The sequence below is a fragment of the Candidatus Fukatsuia endosymbiont of Tuberolachnus salignus genome, assembly GCF_964030845.1.
GTDB classification, from domain to species: domain Bacteria; phylum Pseudomonadota; class Gammaproteobacteria; order Enterobacterales; family Enterobacteriaceae; genus Fukatsuia; species Fukatsuia symbiotica.
The window spans coordinates 529,264-545,878 of the sequence record NZ_OZ034983.1 but is presented as its reverse complement, the minus strand read 5'-3'; the positions used below and the strand labels follow the sequence as shown (position 1 = coordinate 545,878).

Sequence of the window (16,615 nt, the reverse complement as noted above, 5' to 3'; positions counted from 1 at the left end):
TTGTTGCTTCAGCATTGATAGTATTTCTGGAGATTTGTAATCGTACCTTGGGTGGGTGATCCGATTAGCCTCCGGGAATGTGCCGGATCCAGCTGGCCTCCACTTTTATTTAAGGAAAAAAATCTTGGCAAAATATTTCTGCCAAGATAGAGTTATTGAACAATAAAATTTTTATATGAATAACGGAGAAGGAAATATTAAGGCAATCGATGTTTAGGCTTTTTTTTCTTATTGAACCAACTTCTTAATCGGGTAAGCCAATTTTTCTTTTCATTTCTTTTCGCTTCCAAGGCCTTATCTTTTAACTCTCGTTTTTTCGCTCTGCTCTGTCTGTTGCTCATGAGAAAATCTCCTACTCAATAAACTGTATCCCGGGGCGTATAAACGCTTGGGGAACAGTGCGGTCAAAGCCGGTTTGATGACAAAAATGTTTAAAGTCTCGCAATGAATGCACTTTCGCTTTTTGGTATAGAATACGAATTCTGTTTTCTATTGTGCGATGGGAGCGTGCCAATTTTTTACCTATTTCCTTGGCACTCATCGTGCGTAATAAATAAAAGATTATCCTCAGTTCAGATTGCGTAAATAGAGTCGAGGGAGGGTCCAATAATAGCGTGGCAGTTAGCTTATCTACGTAGTGGGACAGTGAAATAATAGCCAGTTTTCTGCCATAAAAAACTGTGCCGATGCACTTGTTTCTTTTATTATGCAACGGAAAGGTTTCGTATAAATAAGGTTGCAGTTTCTGTTCACGACCAAAGAAATGCGTTTTAATGAGGGTGATTTTTTGCCCGCTTTTTATAACCTCTCTTTCCAGTTTTTGAATGATTAAAGTAAATTCTAAAATACACGTAGGAAGTTCATCATCACGCCGCCCTATCACATCAAATCCTTGTGGCAAATTTAAAAAGTCAAGAAAAGCACGATTGGTATAAATAAAACGTGAGTCACAGTCTTTTATTCCCCAAACATCTTGACTATTTTCCATCATAGATGTCAGAGGTAATGAACGTGATACCTTTGTTATTTTTTTCATCATCTGTCCTAACCCTATTCAGTCCCTTTCATCGTGGATGACGCCCATCTAGGATGAGGGTAAATTACTTAGTCAGTGTGAAAGTCTAATTAGAAAAATAAAATGGAATAGTCTCCACGAGAGAGACTCTCTTTTCTATTTTTATCATGCTAGACGCTATCGCTTTCTACATCCCTTCAAAGCAAAAAGCGCAAGGCGGACATGAAATACGGTAAACAGACCATGCAGCGAATACGGTTCAAATTTGAGTTTTGCACTTGCCAACGTCTGTTTCACTGCGGGATAGGACACAGAACGTAATAAGGCGATGTCTTTTTGTGACACGCCTAACGCGAAAAGCATCGCCGTTTCAAATTGCACCGGTGTTAATTCAGGAAACACTTCCCGTAATTCAGGAAATTGGGTAATATCGATGTTAGCCATTGTAGCCTCCGAGAGAGGTTATGGTGGTTAGCTGACAGGGGTGGTTCACGCCACCGCTGTTAGCGCTAGGGTTAAGTGATGTAAACGGTGATTGCGTCACCGTCGCTATTTGCAACTTGTTGTAGCTATTTATGTTTTCATGGTGAGTGACTCCGTGGGTTTATGATGCGATGCTAAGTTCTTTTTCGTGGGTGAAGTGCCCGTCCCAATGGGTTTTCATTGGCAACTTATTTTTGCGGTAGAGGTCAAATAATCGGATTGCCCCTTTGCGCAGTAAAACGGGTTGGTACTTGATAAAGTCATCACCGCTATGAATGCTGATTTTATGTTGATGTTCCGTCAAATATCGGTCACGCGCATAAGAGGTTGCACGCCAGCGGGTATGGGATTTACTTTCGTTATAGAGCCAATTTCTTTCTGCCAAACAGTGATTAATCTGTTGTGTATTAATACCGTTGAGCATTTTGCAAAATTGAGTGGTCGTTATTCCTTCCTTAAACAGGTTCTTCAACTCCTTTAATTCCGCTTCCTGTTCTTTGTTCACTAAGGCTAACCTGGTTTTTTCGCGAAACTGCTCTGCCCATGCCATAGCCGCAACAGGGGGGTCTTCGAAATTAGGTAATATGCAGACAGGCCGTGTTGCTTTCTCTTCCAGCTCCCGCCAGCGTGTGGCGACTTTATGGCGAAGTGGAATACTGTAACCCATGACCAATGTCATGGTTAAATCTTGGTCAAGCAAATATTCCTGATAGGTGCGACCACTGGTGTCTTTATAATCGGCGGAAAAGTCCGCCGATTGAATAGTGAGCACTTCAAACATTTTTCTACAGTCATAAAGTACGTCTTTATGCTGTTTGCCTGTTAGTCGAGCAATTTCACGGCTAGATATTTTTACCTGTTGATAGATAGTGATGACATTTGACATGCAGAATTCCTTGCAAGTGAATTGCGATTAATGACCTCCGGTACGTTACCGGAGCAGAAGATTAATTAAGCTTTGATGTTGTGTCAGCGTGAGGTTGGGCTTTGCTTCTATTAACAAAATTAACTAATACCATCCCATCTTTGAAACAGTCACAAAGACGGCAGGCTAAAGGTGAATTTATAGCAGGGGCCATGTAACATGATTTACTTGACCAGTAAATATTATTTAATATCAATATATTAGTGTAAATTTTTACAATCAACTTATACGGCCCCTGTTATAGTTTTATTGAAGGCGTATAGTTGTTCACTATCTGACCATTACACGCTATGGGCGTAAAAAAACCGCACTACTTGCGTATGCGGCATTCGCTAGTTAAAGGTATTTAACACCTTTAACGAAATATTCCCCGAGGCTGAATCATCATTCAGCCCATCCGGGTATAGCAGGTGTTAAGACACCTTAATGTAGCAATACTTCAATATCTTCAATATCTTGGTCAGAAAGTCCAGTAGATGTTTTAACCAAAGCCCTATCCACACCATTCTTAAGAAGCGCTTTGGCAATTTCTGTGTTTCTTTCCTGACGTCCCTGTTGCATGCCCTGTTGCATGCCCTGTTGCATGCCCTGTTGCATGCCCTGTTGCATGCCTTCCTCACGGCCCTCTCTTCTCAGGTCTTGTGCAATCGTCATGATGTCCTCACTGTAAGTCGGTGCGTGCTCCACAATCGTTTTGAAAAATTGCGGTGTATCCGCTGTTTTTCCTCTCTGAGCAATATAATACATTAATGTCTTAACCAGTTCACTCTCTGTATAACCCGTATTCAGTAAATGTGCAATAGACTGACTTATCACTATGATATCACGCGCATAAATGTGCTTTTGTACTAATTCAAGAAGAGCAACACTGCGGTGAGTCAAGATTTCTTCATCGGGTATCGTGGTCACATCCACCAAAGGAAAAGGCTGAGAATAGACTCTTTGTGCTAAGTCTCTGTCAGCAAAACAATCCAGCCAATCCATACTGTAGGGATAAGGGCTTGTTTCTCCATGATAAAAGAGGATCGGTATTACCACCGGCAACTCGTCATGGCCTTGGTCAAGATGCTGTTGCATGATGGGAATACTGTAGCGGAACAAGCGGAAAGCCATTAATTTTTTTGGCGTGCTTTGATGTTCGATGAGACAATGAATGTAGCAACGCTTACCCTCCTTCGTTTTGAGTGAATAAACAATGTCAGAATAATGTTGTCTCAAATTCGGCTCAATGAATGAACCCGGTTCGATCTTCAACGTAGAAAAATCGCATTGCTCCTTGATTTCAGGCGGTAAGTGGAACTGTAGGAAATCACGGGCAACGTTAACATTGCTCATGCACTTCCTAAATGTTGCATCATGTGGGTTCGGTACCTGAGGCACGGCGCAATCTCCCTGTGATTATTCTCTACAATGTGGCGTCGATATTATCGACAGGCAACTCTACGCGTATTTCATCCGCTAAACGATCACTTTTTTTCAGTGGCGTTATCTTCATGCCACTTTTCCATACGTTTTAATCTGTTCGATTTCATCTTCAAGTTCCTGCAGAAATTTTCGCACTTCTGTTTCAATTTCCTTGCCCAGTGCCTCATCAAAGTGAATGCGCTTTTTGAAGTAGGCTAATGTGTCAGGCAGTCGATTGTCATAGCTGACAAAGTCACACCATCTTCGCCCCGTACACAGCATTTGCGCGTGCATTTGCAGGCGGTATTTTTTTTCTGGTTCACCTGTTCTTATCGTTTTCAGATGTGTCCAGGTTTTTGGGCATTTGATTTCGATGAGACCATCCTCATTAACCAGTCCGTCGGGACTGGCGGCAAACCCCTTGATGGTAGGGTGGTCGACGAGCCCCACTTCCGTGACCTCTACTGCAAATTCACGCAATAGGTAAGCCTTACGCGCGACGGGTTCCAGTGCTGTCCCGTGCTTCATGTCGAGCGTGACAAAGGTGTCTTCCCGTTTCCCCGTCAGACGCTGGCAAATCAGCTCGGCCCTGTATTTTTTTCGCGTTGCGGCGTCGCCTGTTTTGACTTTTGCCATCACCTCTGCCAATTTGCTGGCCGTCACTTTGCCACATCGTGCGGCAAACCAGGCTTCTGTTCGTTGTTCCATTTTTTTACCTCGATAAATTGTCTTGTCATCAAAACGGAGAACCCCTCGTAGAGTAGGTCTCTGGTTTGACATCATCTCCCCAGCGACCTCTCGTCAAACCGTGCTTGCAGTTTTCCCGCACACGGCTTTCCGACTGTCTTCTTTCCACAGCGTTACGACGGCACAGGTCGGGCATACCGACTCCCTTCATCTCCGGTTATGGACAGGCTGTACAGCTTAAACAGCCCGTGGTAATCGTAGAACCAGGACGGCGGGTGGTCCCTCCACCCCTTACCCCGTTTCTTGTGCTTCTTCCGCAACATGATGCAGAGTGTCCATATCGTGTAATTCGCTATGCTCAAGAAATGCTTCCTTGAATTACCTGTCTTGAAGTAATTCCCCCATCCGCGAAGAATCGGGTTTACCTTTTCTTTCACCAATGTGGGCCAATCCCAGTGCTGCCCTTTTCGGACAACATCACGGATTTTCTGCTTAACAGACTTCATAGCCTTGGGAGTCGGATAGTAAAAGGTCTTCAACTCGCCCGTCACTTTCGATGGTTGAACTGCGAACCTGTGACCTAGAAAGTCAAACGGCTCTTTCATGGCATTAACTATCCGCGTTTTCTTGGCATTAAGCGTCAACCCAAGTCGGTCTAAGACTTTCTTGGCCTGATCCAGATAAAACTCCGGGCGCTTGCTGCACAAAATCACAAAATCGTCGGCATATCGCACGATATGAGCATCATGCGGACGTTTACCGAACGCCTTTTTCTCCCACGTCGAATCAAGCCAGTGCAGGTAGAGATTAGCGAGCAAGGGAGAACTTACTCCGCAAACAATCTGGCAAACTTCTGCCATATGTTTTGTCTGATCCTGCTTCCAGGCTGGTATCATTCCCGGGATTCACCCGAAAAACCACCACAATTTCATCACGATAAATTTCTATCCGTTTCACCAGCGCACGCAGAATTTCTCGCTTCATCAGAAAATCGTCCGTACTCAGGCGTTCCGTGACCGCAGCAGCAAAATCCTCCACCCGGTTAACCAGTAGCAGCAACTCATGCTGGTTCTCTGTGGCCTGTTTCACCTTCACTCTCTGGCGCGCAAGTTCCGCCAGCCTGAGCGTCATCACTCTGATCCGTGGTTCAAAGTCTGTTTTGCCAATCAGCCCTTCGGCAAAACTATCAATCAATCGGGACCGCCCCACGTTTAGCTGATTTTCTTGCTTTTTCAGACGCTCAGCATCTGCGGTCTGTCCACTGTGCTCTGACGCCTGCGTTAGACGCTGCTCATATTCTTTTTTCAGCCGTTCCGGCTCAGACAGCAGCGCAATGACCTGTGCCCAGACCGTTTCATCCAGCATGGATGTCCTGACCTGTTTATTGTCACACACCCGAATGCCCCCAAAGCGGTAAGCATCCGTCCCAGTACAGTGGTAATAAGAATACTGCGCCCCCCCTTTTGCCGCAGATTTACTGACTTTTTTGCCATAATACGCATAGCGACAGTGGCCGCACACAGTCAGCCCCTGTAAGAGATAAGCGGCTCCCCGGCGCCCCTGTCGTGCATGTCGGCGGTTTTCTTCCAGCTGTTCGTTGACCGTCAAGAAAAGAGCGCTGTTGATGATGGCAGGCACAGGGATCCCGATGCCGTCATCCGGCTTACTTCGTATTACTGAATAACCGTTCTTGAGGATATCTGCACTGTTGCGCGCTGCTCTCACCCGGGGACGGGGGGCGCAGTTTTTCGTTTTTCCGAACACAGCAAGTCCTTTGTAAGCGGGGTTCTTTAACATGCCCCATACCGTACTGCGGTCCCAGCCGGGTTTGCCGGTGGCGCTTTCTATGCCTTTCTCAGCCAGACGTCTGACCACACCGCCTAGACTCAGGCGCTCTATGCCAGCCCAACTAAATATCTTCCTGACCACGGAGGCTTCATGAAGGTTGACAATATACTGTGCGGGTGTCCCGTCCGGCTGCCTGCGGATATACCGATAACCGTAAGGTGCACCGGAAAGGACACCGACATTACCACAGCGTGCACCGTGAAGCTTACCACGCCGGTTGCGCTCCATAATCTTTGCCCGCTCATATTCAGCAAACATCCCCTGCATCTGCAGAAGCATCATGTCTTCCAGCGTGTCGCCGGGGGTGTGACAGATAAAGATAACCTCCACGCCGCAGGCGCTGAACTCTTCCATCAGCAGAGCCTGATAGGCGTATTTACGGGCTAGCCTGTCGGGCGACAGGATGTACAGGCATTCAATATCGCCTGCCGCCGCGTAGTCCCTCAGGCGCTCTAGTTGCGGGCGGATAAGTGTAGCACCGCTGACACCATCATCGATAAAGAGCATGGCGTCAGGCAACACGTGGCCGTCCTCACGGATGCGGTCCTTGATTGCTGCAAGCTGACTGCCGATGGTGCCATTTTTTACCTGTTGCCCGGAAGAAACGCGGGCGTAGAGTGCGACCAGTGCCTTGTTCATAACATTTTGCTCCGTCTAGCGGTTGAGCGGGCAGGAGCCCGGTGAGGTTTGGCCTGGGCCTGGTCGTGAGGGGTAAGCACGTGGTGGTTAACGGGAGTCAGCTGTTCATAAACATCCGTCAGCTGGTCGTCAGAAAACCGGCTGGGCTCGAAAGTGATACGTACGTGTTGTGAAAATGGCTTCGGTTTCATTGCTGAGGGTCACTCCGTGTGCCGTTATCAGTCTCAATAACGAGGGAAAACTCAGTGATGCTCCCATCCGGATGACCAGACTTGAGGCAGCGCCGGTGAAAACGCAGGCCCCAGCTTACGCGAAAGTTTGCACTATTGTTTGCGGAGTAATTTCTCCCTTGCTCGCTAATCTCTACCTGCACTGGCTTGATTCGACGTGGGAGAAAAAGGCGTTCGGTAAACGTCCGCATGATGCTCATATCGTGCGATATGCCGACGATTTTGTGATTTTGTGCAGCAAGCGCCCGGAGTTTTATCTGGATCAGGCCAAGAAAGTCTTAGACCGACTTGGGTTGACGCTTAATGCCAAGAAAACGCGGATAGTTAATGCCATGAAAGAGCCGTTTGACTTTCTAGGTCACAGGTTCGCAGTTCAACCATCGAAAGTGACGGGCGAGTTGAAGACCTTTTACTATCCGACTCCCAAGGCTATGAAGTCTGTTAAGCAGAAAATCCGTGATGTTGTCCGAAAAGGGCAGCACTGGGATTGGCCCACATTGGTGAAAGAAAAGGTAAACCCGATTCTTCGCGGATGGGGGAATTACTTCAAGACAGGTAATTCAAGGAAGCATTTCTTGAGCATAGCGAATTACACGATATGGACACTCTGCATCATGTTGAGGAAGAAGCACAAGAAACGGGGTAAGGGGTGGAGGGACCACCCGCCGTCCTGGTTCTACGATTACCACGGGCTGTTTAAGCTGTACAGCCTGTCCGTAACCGGAGATGAAGGGAGTCGGTATGCCCGACCTGTGCCGTCGTAACGCTGTGGAAAGAAGACAGTCGGAAAGCCGTGTGCGGGAAAACTGCAAGCACGGTTTGACGAGAGGTCGCTGGGGAGATGATGTCAAACCAGAGACCTACTCTACATATTATTTATAATCAATAAGGTTTGTATTCAAGCATTTTACAGATTAAGACTCCTCACAAGTTCAATTAACATAAAGAAATTGAATATTTTACAACCTTAAATTGGTTAATTAATGAGTATAATCCTGCCTTGATGAATGGGATGGGCTCATTGTACTGCAAAATGAAAAAAATTTACTATAAATAAAATACATTTTATTAGAAGATAATTTTTTCAAGAAGAGTCTAATTAATAATGAGATGGTTTTTGTGACAAATAGTTTAATAGAAGGCAGACATGATTAGGAGTAGAAGTACATTTGTAGAAGTAAGCTATGAAGGACTAGAGGGTAGTCTGAGTGGCAATACAGAAAAAGCTATGCATATGAATTTTCTTTTTGATTTTTTTGATTTATTTGGAATATGAAAGCGGAAAAGCGAAACTTGAGCAATTATATGATAAATTACATAAAAATTCGGAGGGGAGAGAAGACGATAGTATCGAAAAATTAATAATTTTTTCAGCTATGATCAATATGGCTACAAATGATAAAAAAGACAAATGTACAGTTTTTCTAAATAATCATGGAGGAATAATATTCTATATCAATGGAAAATCTATTTTCAGTCAGGTTATTGATAATACTTCTCATGCCATAATACTAAATATTTTTTTAGAACATAATTTATCCATCCCAAATTCTGATTCATATCTTATAAAAGATGCTAATAAATTAGAAGAATTTAATTTATTATATAATAAGCTACATAAAAAAAATGAAAATAAATTTAAAATAGTAACGTTTAGAAATATATGTAATGTAATGATTTTTTCTCAAATAAGAGATTTAGCTCCTCATAATAAAAAAGATAAATTTATGGTCTCTGTAAGAGAGGGTAAAATGGTGTTTTCCATTTCTGGAGTGTCTATTCATACTGAGTCTATCTCAGAGCATTCTAGTCAATTTATCCAAAATAGTCTTTTAGGCTTTAATCAAACTATGCTAGATACAGAAGAATTAATAATACCAATCAAAAAAATAATGGATGAAAAAATTAGAAATTATTTCATCCCGTATGGAAAAAGATTAGTAGAAATAAAAAATCATGCTATCAATACTATGAAGGAATTTGTGAAATTAGTATATGCCGGTACTTATCTTAAACATGAGGGTATAATATATTATTATGATGTGGAGAAAAAGTATTGTAAGAGTGTTATTTATGCACCAGGTACAGAGCCAGAAAGTAAATTAACAGGAAAGTCTAAACAGGTAAAAAAAATGGATCACCGATTTGTGACGTTAATCCCTAACTTAGAATCTCAAGATAACCTTCCTGATAATTCTTCTGACCTTGGTCATTTTAACGAATTCAAACATGAGAATAATAAATATTATAACGAGTTATCAGAGCTAAATGCCATAATAGATGGTTTAGTGGTAGATCATGGTTTGATAATTATGCGTAATGCAGGTGATAACTTATATAGATTAATATTCGATGATAAAATTATTATTGGTATTATGAGTTTTACGAATGTGTTATTCGAATTAAAAAAATTGCATACCAACGGTATTTATATAACAGATATTAAACTTGGAAATTTGACCTATGATGAAAAAAGTGAAGAAGTTAGAATGATTGATGTACAAAATAGGGTTAGAAAAGGAGAAAAGCACAAAAAAATAGGACACACTAACAGATATGTTACTGTTCAAGTATATTCTTATTGTACTGAGCGAGTTGACCCAAACAGTGAAGAAATGCATGATAGTAATTATCACTATCTAAGAGTAGCGGACGAATATGCTATTCTTATATGTATGATGCAATCTACTACAGGAGATCGTGTTTTTCGTAGTCCATCACCTAGTAACGTTGGAGAGAAATGGAACCATCATGGAATAATGAATTATAAAAACCAAGATATTATTTCGGATTGGATCGATCATTATGTACAACTTGAATTTCGTGAGCATGTTAAAAAATTTTTAACAAACCCTGCTAAAGCTGCAGATGAATCACCTGATCGAAAATATTTAGCCGACATGCTATCCATTCAGAATGGTCAATTTGTACAGAACTTTTAGCATAGAAGAACAGGTCGAAATGAAGAGGCAACATATTGATAAATAGTGACTGAAAAGTTGTGTTTTGTCGTGTTTTGTTGCCTATTATATAAGCAGAAATATTTTATCTATTTGTTTTTTATTGATTATTTTATCTTAGTGTGACTTAACTCCTCATAGTGCGAGTATTTTATTTATCATATAAATCAATAAATTAAAAACAAAAAGTCACAATCGATCGAAATTAGGTCAAAATACATAGATGCGGCTCGCATCCTAACACCTTACTTGGTAGCCCAAAAGGTAATAATTAGTATCGAATTTCGTCCCACTCACTTCCTCGGCTATCACGGTATTTATCCGTCATGGCAGAAGATTTGTGTCCCAGTAATTTTTGTGCAAAATCGTTACCTCTGGCTTCACTGTGCAGCCGCGCGGATAAACTTCTAATCTCGTGAAATGAAGGCGGTGTGCCCTGCCATTTCAAGCCTGATTTCTCTCTTGAATCGGCAAAACCTGTCGATAGCGATCTCTGACTGAAGCGGGTTTTATTCCTTCCCGCAAAGACATAATTTTCACCCCTTATTTGTTGCCGACAATCCGCAAGAACACCTTCAAGGTTCTTGTCAATCACCTCCAGATTCAAGGTTAAAGGTATCGCCAATTTCATCCCTGTCTTCTGTTGCTCTACCCACCATTTCCCATCATGAACATCTTGCCATTTCATCCGTTGGATATCCCCCACCCGCTGACCTGTCAGTAAGGCCAAATCCATGCTTAAACCTATCAACGGCTGCCGTTTGTTTGCCGCTTCTCTTATCACAAGAAACTCTTCCAGTGATAAACGTTCTCGCTGTATCTGTACGCGAGGCTTCTTCGTCGCTGTAGCCGGATTGGTTGCCAAATGCCCTTCTGCAATGGCTTCATTAAACATATCGATCAACAAGCTGCGAATTAATTTTGCACTGGCGGTTTTGCCTTGTTCGCTGTAACTCTTTAAAAATTTAGCAATGTCTTTGGTGGTAAGGGTGTTCAATGTACTATCAGGAAAAGCCTGGGTGATGGCCGTTAATCTTGATTGGTAGTCTGTGAGTGTTTTAGAACGAAGGCCACGTTGATGCAATTTTTCTTTAAATCTGGCTATCCATTCTGTCACCGACAGCGTATTCACCTCGTTAATTCTGTCTACCAAATTGTAGCGTTGGTCAAAAATCTGCATATTCATGGCAATCGCTTCGTTGATTGCGATACGTTTCACGCTCCCTAGGCCGTATTCCTTACCTGTGCGGGGGTCTCGGTAGCAATAGTAGCCGTTATTGCGGACATACAGATTGGGGGGCAGGTCTCGGTTAGCCGGCTTTCTTTTGCGTGCCATGATACAGTCTCTCCATTAAGCGCTTTCCGGCGTAACTGGCGGGGGTTGTGGGGTCGATCTTCACGGCATTAGCGTTAACAAGGTATTCTCTGCCATCGAGCCGTGGTGGCGGTTGGATGGCACCAGAGCGGACCCATCGACGTACTTGTTCCATGCAACGTGGGCGAGGCTGATTTTGATTCCATTGCTTGAGGCTGATTTCCATCGCAGTGCTTTCCTTATCAACGTTAAAAACGTCATGACCTCGTCCGTGTTGTAGACGGAAGAGTTATAGAGGGTCATGTGAATAACTTTATTTTAAGAATAAAAAATAATGAGAGGAATAATCAATATCAATAAATAATAGCGTCTTTCATTGTTATGAGGGGGTAGTATTAAAATAGGGTCTTCTCTTTATAGGTCGAATAATGAGGCAATCATATAAAATTTATCCAATAAAAATAGCCTTGATGAAGAAGGCTATTTTATTTATTCTGTAATAAAATCCATTTTCAATTTTTCAATGTGGCAATAATCGTGTCTTTGGCTATTTCACCATAATGGTCGATAAGGTATTGAGCAAAATGAGCTGCAGTGATTCTGTATCCACAATGAGCGCTGACAGACGCGGCAAAGGTTTCAAGTGCTTGGTGGAGTATCGCGCCAATATAAATCATCTCTGACGGTTCTTTCATCACGTCTTGTAACATAACGCTTCCTTTTTTTAGAGATAATATGTAAGTACTCCACTTGTATTGATAAGACGAAGCCCTTCGCTAAACGCATTATTTTTCGAAGAAGCAATAAAATGGTTTTATGGCAATCGATGTGTAGGCTTTTTTCTCTTTTTAAACCAACTTCTTAATCGAGTAAACCAATTTTTTTTCATTTCGCTTAGCTTCCAAGACCTTATCTTTTAACGCTCGTTTTCTCGCTCTGCTCTGTCTGTTGCTCATAAGAAAACCTCCTACTCAATAAACTGTATCCCGGGGCGTATAAACGCGTGGGGAACAGTGCGGTCAAAGCCGGTTTGATGACAAAAATGTTTAAAGTCCAGCAATGAATGCACTTTCGCTTTTTGGTATAGAATACGAATTCTATTTTCTATTGTGCGATGAGAACGTGCCAATTTTTTACCTATTTCCTTGGCACTCATCGTGCGTAATAAATAAAAGACTATCCTCAGTTCAGATTGTGTGAAGAGATTCGAGGGCGGTTCCAATAATAGCGTGGCAGTCAGCTTATCCACGTAGTGTGGCAGTGAAATAATAGCCAATTTTCTGCCATAAAAAACGGTGCCGATGCATTTCTTTCTTTATTATGCAACGGAAAGGTTTCGTATAAATAAGGTTGCAGTTTCTGCTCACGACCAAAGAAATGCGTTTTAATGAGGGTAATTTTCTGTCCGCTTTTTATAACCTCTCTTTCCAGTTTTTGAATTATTAAAGCAAATTCTGCAATACACGTAGGAAGTTCATCATCACGTCGTCCTATTACATCAAATCCTTGTGGCAAATTTAAAAAGTCAAAAAAAGCACGATTGGTATAAATAAAGCGTGAGTCACTGTCTTTTATTCCCCAAACATCTTGACTGTTTTCCATCATTGATGTCAGAGGCAATGAACTTGAGACCTTTGCTATTTTTTTCATCATCTGTCCTAACTCCATTCAGCCCCTTTCATTGTGGATGACGCCCATTTAGGAGAGGGTAAATTACTTAGTCAGTGCGAAAGTCTAATTAGAAAAATAAAATGGAATAGTCTCCACGAGAGAGACTCTCTTTTCTATTTTTATCATGCTAGACGCTATCGCTTTCTACATCCCTTCAAAGCAAAAAGCGCAAGGCGGACATGAAATACGGTAAACAGACCATGCAGAGAATACGGTTCAAATTTGAGTTTTGCACTTGCCAACGTCTGTTTCACTGCGGGATAGGACACAGAACGTAATAAGGCGATGTCTTTTTGTGACACGCCTAACGCGAAAAGCATCGCCGTTTCAAATTGCACCGGTGTTAATTCAGGAAAAACTTCCCGTAATTCAGGAAATTGGGTAATATCGATGTTAGCCATTGTAGCCTCTGTGGTAGGTTGTGGTGGTTAGCTGACAGGGGTGGTTAGTCCCACCTCTGTTAGCGCTAGGGTTAAGTGATATAAACGGGATTGCGTCACCGTCGCTATTTGTAAGTTGTTGTGGCTATTTATGTTTTCATGGTGAGTGACTCCGTGGGTTTATGATGCGATGCCAAGTTCTTTTTCGTGGGTGAAGTGTCCGTCCCAATGGGTTTTCATTGGCAGCTTATTTTTGCGGTAGAGGTCAAATAATCGGATTGCCCCTTTGCGCAGTAAAACGGGTTGGTACTTGATAAAGTCATCACCGCTATGAATGCTGATTTTATGTTGATGTTCCGTCAAATATCGGTCACGCGCATAAGAGGTTGCACGCCAGCGGGTATGGGATTTACTTTCGTTATAGAGCCAATTTCTTTCTGCCAAACAGTGATTAATCTGTTGTGTATTAATACCGTTGAGCATTTTGCAAAATTGAGTGGTCGTTATTCCTTCCTTAAACAGGTTCTTCAACTCCTTTAATTCCGCTTCCTGTTCTTTGTTCACTAAGGCTAACCTGGTTTTTTCGCGAAACTGCTCTGCCCATGCCATAGCCGCAACAGGGGGGTCTTCGAAATTAGGTAATATGCAGACAGGCCGTGTTGCTTTCTCTTCCAGCTCCCGCCAGCGTGTGGCGACTTTATGGCGAAGTGGAATACTGTAACCCATGACCAATGTGATGGTTAAATCTTGGTCAAGCAAATATTCCTGATAGGTGCGACCACTGGCGTCTTTGTAATCGGCGGAAAAGTCCGCCGATTGAATGGTGAGCACTTCAAACATTTTTCTACAGTCATAAAGTACGTCTTTATGCTGTTTGCCCGTTAGTCGAGCAATTTCACGGCTAGACATTTTTACCTGTTGATAGAGAGTGATGACATTTGACATGGAGAATTCCTTGCAAGTGAATTGCGATTAATGACCTCCGGTACGTTACCGGAGCGGAAGATTAATTAAGCTTTGATGTTGCGTCAGCGGGGGGTTGGGCTTTGCTTCTATTAACAAAATTGGCGAATACCATCCCATCTTTGAAACAGTCACAAAGACGGCAGGCTAAAGGTGAATCTAGTTTTATTGAAGGCGTATAATTGCTCACTATCTGACCCATTACACGCTATGGGCGTAAAAAAACCGCACTACTTGCGTATGCGGCATTCGCTAGTTAAAGGTATTTAACACCTTTAACGAAATATTCCCCGAGGCTGAATCATCATTCAGCCCGTCCGGGTATAGCAGGTGCTAAGGCACCCTTAATGTAGCAATACTTCAATATCTTTAATATCTTGGTCAGAAAGTCCAGTAGACGCTTTAACCAAAGCACCATCTACACCACTTTTAAGAAGCTGCTTGGCAATTTCGAGTTTAGTTTCCTGACGTCCCTGTTGCATGCCCTGTTGCATGCCCTGTTGCATGCCCTGTTCGATGCCCCGTTTTTCGCCCCGTTTTTCGAGTTGTTGTGCAATCGTCATAATGTCCTCACGGTAAGTGGGTGTCTGATCCACGAGCGCTTTGAAGAACTTTTCAGTATTCTTCGTTTCCCCTTGGTAGGTGATATAATAGAGCAAAGCGTGGAACAATTCACGGTTTGTATAACCTTTATTCAATAGTTCTGCAATGGGTCCGACCATGTTTATCATATCACGCATGTAAATGTGTTTTTGCACCAGTTCCATCAACGCCACATGGCCGTGTGTCATGATTTCCTCATCAGGAATAACGCTAATATCCACCAAAGGAAACGGCTTGGTGTAGATTTCTCTGGCTAGCTCCGGGTCAACAAAACAATCCATCAAATCCCTGCTGTAAGGATAGGGCCGCCTTTTCCCGTGATAAAACAATATCGGCACCACAATAGGTAATTTTTCGTTCGGGTTTTTGTCAAAATATTTTTGCCAAATCCCCACACAATAGCGTAATTCACGAAACGTCATCAAAAGTTGCGGGTTGCTTTGATGTTCGATAATACACTGAATGTACGCCTTGCTGCCGTCGTTCATCTGCATTGAATAAACAATATCAGAGAAATATTGTCTCAAATTTTCATCAACAAAGGAGCAATCTTCTACTTTCAGTGTAGAAAGGTCACATTTCTTCAAAACAGCGGGCGGTAAATGTGTTTTCAAAAAGTCTCGTGCCACCTCAAGATTACCCAAAAACTTCTTACAGAAGGCGTCGTGAGGAGAAATTATTGCTTTCATCGCTTTATCCTAAGCTTAATATAACGACGTTTCAGAAAGGCATGCCCTGTATCATACCATCTCTGCCCCTGTTTTGATGTTGACGACCACTTTTTTCAGTGGCGTTATCTTCATGCCACTTTCCCATACGTTTTAATCTGTTCGATTTCATCTTCAAGTTCCTGAAGAAATTTTCGCACTTCTGTTTCAATTTCCTTGCCCAGTGCCTCATCAAAGTGAATGCGCTTTTTGAAGTAGGCTAATGTGTCAGGCAGTCGATTATCATAGCTGACAAAGTCACACCATCGACGCCCCGTACACAGCATTTGCGCGTGCATTTGCAGGAGGTATTTTTTTTCTGGTTCACCTGTTCTTATCGTTTTCAGATGCGTCCAGGTTTTGGGGCATTTAATCTCGATCAGGCCATCCTCATTAACCAATCCGTCGGGACTGGCCGCAAACCCCTCAATAGTGGGGTGGTCGACGAGACCGACCTCCGTGACCTCTACTGCAAATTCACGCAAGATGTAAGCCTCACGGGCGACGGGTTCCAGTGCTGTCCCGTGCTTCATGTCGAGCGTGACAAAGGTGTCTTCCCGTTTCCCCGTTAGACGCTGGCAAATCAGCTCGGCCCTGTATTTTTTTCGCGTTGCGGCGTCGCCTGTTTTGACTTTTGCCATCACCTCTGCCAATTTGCTGGCCGTCACTTTGCCACATCGTGCGGCAAACCAGGCTTCTGTTCGTTGTTCCATTTTTTTACCTCGATAAATTGTCTTGTCATCAAAACGGAGAACCCCTCGTAGAGTAGGTCTCTGGTTTGACAT

General features: G+C 43.0%; 19 protein-coding genes. 2 read left to right on the top strand and 17 right to left on the bottom strand.

Annotated features, from left to right (window positions below):
- Nucleotides 1–197: 197 nt before the first annotated feature.
- From AAHH42_RS02850 to AAHH42_RS02815, 8 genes are all read right to left on the bottom strand, one after another.
- Nucleotides 198–341, bottom strand: coding sequence for a hypothetical protein (locus tag AAHH42_RS02850; protein WP_162859961.1), 144 nt, complete (start codon nucleotides 339–341; stop codon nucleotides 198–200).
- An 11-nt stretch (nucleotides 342–352) separates the two neighbouring features.
- Complete coding sequence (locus AAHH42_RS02845; RefSeq protein WP_342221650.1) at nucleotides 353–1,039, bottom strand: helix-turn-helix transcriptional regulator; 687 nt, start codon at nucleotides 1,037–1,039, stop codon at nucleotides 353–355.
- A 153-nt stretch (nucleotides 1,040–1,192) separates the two neighbouring features.
- Complete coding sequence (locus tag AAHH42_RS02840; protein ID WP_342221025.1) at nucleotides 1,193–1,459, bottom strand: transcriptional regulator; 267 nt, start codon at nucleotides 1,457–1,459, stop codon at nucleotides 1,193–1,195.
- Nucleotides 1,460–1,619: 160 nt separating this feature from the next.
- A complete protein-coding gene (locus AAHH42_RS02835) occupies nucleotides 1,620–2,384 on the bottom strand; it encodes a Rha family transcriptional regulator (RefSeq protein WP_342221649.1) in 765 nt (254 codons plus the stop codon).
- 462 nt (nucleotides 2,385–2,846) lie between these two features.
- On the bottom strand, nucleotides 2,847–3,758 hold the full coding sequence (locus AAHH42_RS02830) for an Rpn family recombination-promoting nuclease/putative transposase (RefSeq protein WP_205411484.1): 912 nt from the start codon (nucleotides 3,756–3,758) through the stop codon (nucleotides 2,847–2,849).
- Nucleotides 3,759–3,914: 156 nt separating this feature from the next.
- Nucleotides 3,915–4,535: a lambda exonuclease family protein gene (locus tag AAHH42_RS02825; protein WP_342222000.1), complete on the bottom strand. Its 621-nt coding sequence runs from the start codon at nucleotides 4,533–4,535 to the stop codon at nucleotides 3,915–3,917.
- Nucleotides 4,536–4,687: 152 nt separating this feature from the next.
- On the bottom strand, nucleotides 4,688–5,374 hold the full coding sequence (locus AAHH42_RS02820) for a group II intron maturase-specific domain-containing protein (protein ID WP_342221645.1): 687 nt from the start codon (nucleotides 5,372–5,374) through the stop codon (nucleotides 4,688–4,690).
- Nucleotides 5,322–7,001, bottom strand: coding sequence for a recombinase family protein (locus AAHH42_RS02815; RefSeq protein WP_342221151.1), 1,680 nt, complete (start codon nucleotides 6,999–7,001; stop codon nucleotides 5,322–5,324). The genes AAHH42_RS02820 and AAHH42_RS02815 overlap by 53 nt, the downstream gene beginning before the upstream one ends.
- Before the next feature lie 175 nt (nucleotides 7,002–7,176).
- On the opposite strand from AAHH42_RS02815, the gene AAHH42_RS02810 reads away from it, so the two are divergent.
- Both AAHH42_RS02810 and AAHH42_RS02805 read left to right on the top strand, forming a co-directional pair.
- Complete coding sequence (locus AAHH42_RS02810; protein ID WP_119797158.1) at nucleotides 7,177–7,995, top strand: group II intron maturase-specific domain-containing protein; 819 nt, start codon at nucleotides 7,177–7,179, stop codon at nucleotides 7,993–7,995.
- A 501-nt stretch (nucleotides 7,996–8,496) separates the two neighbouring features.
- A complete protein-coding gene (locus tag AAHH42_RS02805; protein WP_342221648.1) occupies nucleotides 8,497–10,173 on the top strand; it encodes a hypothetical protein in 1,677 nt (558 codons plus the stop codon).
- Between the two features lie 289 nt (nucleotides 10,174–10,462).
- On the opposite strand, the gene AAHH42_RS02800 is transcribed toward AAHH42_RS02805, so the two are convergent.
- The 9 genes from AAHH42_RS02800 to AAHH42_RS02760 all read right to left on the bottom strand — a co-directional run bounded on the left by AAHH42_RS02800 (nucleotide 10,463) and on the right by AAHH42_RS02760 (nucleotide 16,543).
- Nucleotides 10,463–11,527: a site-specific integrase gene (locus AAHH42_RS02800; RefSeq protein ID WP_072550644.1), complete on the bottom strand. Its 1,065-nt coding sequence runs from the start codon at nucleotides 11,525–11,527 to the stop codon at nucleotides 10,463–10,465.
- Entirely contained in the window at nucleotides 11,502–11,732 is a 231-nt protein-coding gene (locus tag AAHH42_RS02795) for an excisionase (protein ID WP_072550645.1), read from the bottom strand. Before AAHH42_RS02795 ends, AAHH42_RS02800 begins: the two co-directional genes overlap by 26 nt.
- Nucleotides 11,733–12,018: 286 nt before the next feature.
- A complete protein-coding gene (locus AAHH42_RS02790) occupies nucleotides 12,019–12,216 on the bottom strand; it encodes a hypothetical protein (RefSeq protein ID WP_342221028.1) in 198 nt (65 codons plus the stop codon).
- Between the two features lie 257 nt (nucleotides 12,217–12,473).
- Nucleotides 12,474–12,782: a hypothetical protein gene (locus AAHH42_RS02785; RefSeq protein WP_342221027.1), complete on the bottom strand. Its 309-nt coding sequence runs from the start codon at nucleotides 12,780–12,782 to the stop codon at nucleotides 12,474–12,476.
- Complete coding sequence (locus AAHH42_RS02780; RefSeq protein WP_342221026.1) at nucleotides 12,743–13,174, bottom strand: PAS domain-containing protein; 432 nt, start codon at nucleotides 13,172–13,174, stop codon at nucleotides 12,743–12,745. Before AAHH42_RS02780 ends, AAHH42_RS02785 begins: the two co-directional genes overlap by 40 nt.
- Nucleotides 13,175–13,311: 137 nt before the next feature.
- Nucleotides 13,312–13,578, bottom strand: a complete 267-nt coding sequence (locus AAHH42_RS02775; RefSeq protein WP_342221025.1) for a transcriptional regulator — start codon at nucleotides 13,576–13,578, stop codon at nucleotides 13,312–13,314.
- Between the two features lie 159 nt (nucleotides 13,579–13,737).
- Nucleotides 13,738–14,502 (bottom strand): Rha family transcriptional regulator, encoded by a 765-nt coding sequence (locus AAHH42_RS02770; RefSeq protein WP_342221647.1) that lies wholly within the window; start codon nucleotides 14,500–14,502, stop codon nucleotides 13,738–13,740.
- Between the two features lie 362 nt (nucleotides 14,503–14,864).
- Complete coding sequence (locus AAHH42_RS02765) at nucleotides 14,865–15,812, bottom strand: Rpn family recombination-promoting nuclease/putative transposase (protein ID WP_342221646.1); 948 nt, start codon at nucleotides 15,810–15,812, stop codon at nucleotides 14,865–14,867.
- Nucleotides 15,813–15,922: 110 nt separating this feature from the next.
- Nucleotides 15,923–16,543, bottom strand: coding sequence for a lambda exonuclease family protein (locus AAHH42_RS02760; RefSeq protein WP_342222001.1), 621 nt, complete (start codon nucleotides 16,541–16,543; stop codon nucleotides 15,923–15,925).
- Between the last annotated feature and the right edge of the window lie 72 nt (nucleotides 16,544–16,615).

Bases quoted from the DNA above. Each gene is read 5' to 3' on its own strand.
- AAHH42_RS02840 (WP_342221025.1), bottom strand. From the start codon at position 1,459: ATGGCTAACATCGATATTACCCAATTTCCTGAATTACGGGAAGTGTTT.
- AAHH42_RS02810 (WP_119797158.1), top strand. From the start codon at position 7,177: ATGGCTTCGGTTTCATTGCTGAGGGTCACTCCGTGTGCCGTTATCAGT.
- AAHH42_RS02770 (WP_342221647.1), bottom strand. From the start codon at position 14,502: ATGTCAAATGTCATCACTCTCTATCAACAGGTAAAAATGTCTAGCCGT.
- AAHH42_RS02780 (WP_342221026.1), bottom strand. From the start codon at position 13,174: ATGGAGTTAGGACAGATGATGAAAAAAATAGCAAAGGTCTCAAGTTCA.
- AAHH42_RS02825 (WP_342222000.1), bottom strand. From the start codon at position 4,535: ATGGAACAACGAACAGAAGCCTGGTTTGCCGCACGATGTGGCAAAGTG.
- AAHH42_RS02790 (WP_342221028.1), bottom strand. From the start codon at position 12,216: ATGTTACAAGACGTGATGAAAGAACCGTCAGAGATGATTTATATTGGC.
- AAHH42_RS02820 (WP_342221645.1), bottom strand. From the start codon at position 5,374: ATGGCAGAAGTTTGCCAGATTGTTTGCGGAGTAAGTTCTCCCTTGCTC.
- AAHH42_RS02815 (WP_342221151.1), bottom strand. From the start codon at position 7,001: ATGAACAAGGCACTGGTCGCACTCTACGCCCGCGTTTCTTCCGGGCAA.
- AAHH42_RS02845 (WP_342221650.1), bottom strand. From the start codon at position 1,039: ATGATGAAAAAAATAACAAAGGTATCACGTTCATTACCTCTGACATCT.
- AAHH42_RS02850 (WP_162859961.1), bottom strand. From the start codon at position 341: ATGAGCAACAGACAGAGCAGAGCGAAAAAACGAGAGTTAAAAGATAAG.
- AAHH42_RS02830 (WP_205411484.1), bottom strand. From the start codon at position 3,758: ATGAGCAATGTTAACGTTGCCCGTGATTTCCTACAGTTCCACTTACCG.
- AAHH42_RS02800 (WP_072550644.1), bottom strand. From the start codon at position 11,527: ATGGCACGCAAAAGAAAGCCGGCTAACCGAGACCTGCCCCCCAATCTG.
- AAHH42_RS02760 (WP_342222001.1), bottom strand. From the start codon at position 16,543: ATGGAACAACGAACAGAAGCCTGGTTTGCCGCACGATGTGGCAAAGTG.
- AAHH42_RS02795 (WP_072550645.1), bottom strand. From the start codon at position 11,732: ATGGAAATCAGCCTCAAGCAATGGAATCAAAATCAGCCTCGCCCACGT.
- AAHH42_RS02835 (WP_342221649.1), bottom strand. From the start codon at position 2,384: ATGTCAAATGTCATCACTATCTATCAACAGGTAAAAATATCTAGCCGT.
- AAHH42_RS02765 (WP_342221646.1), bottom strand. From the start codon at position 15,812: ATGAAAGCAATAATTTCTCCTCACGACGCCTTCTGTAAGAAGTTTTTG.
- AAHH42_RS02775 (WP_342221025.1), bottom strand. From the start codon at position 13,578: ATGGCTAACATCGATATTACCCAATTTCCTGAATTACGGGAAGTTTTT.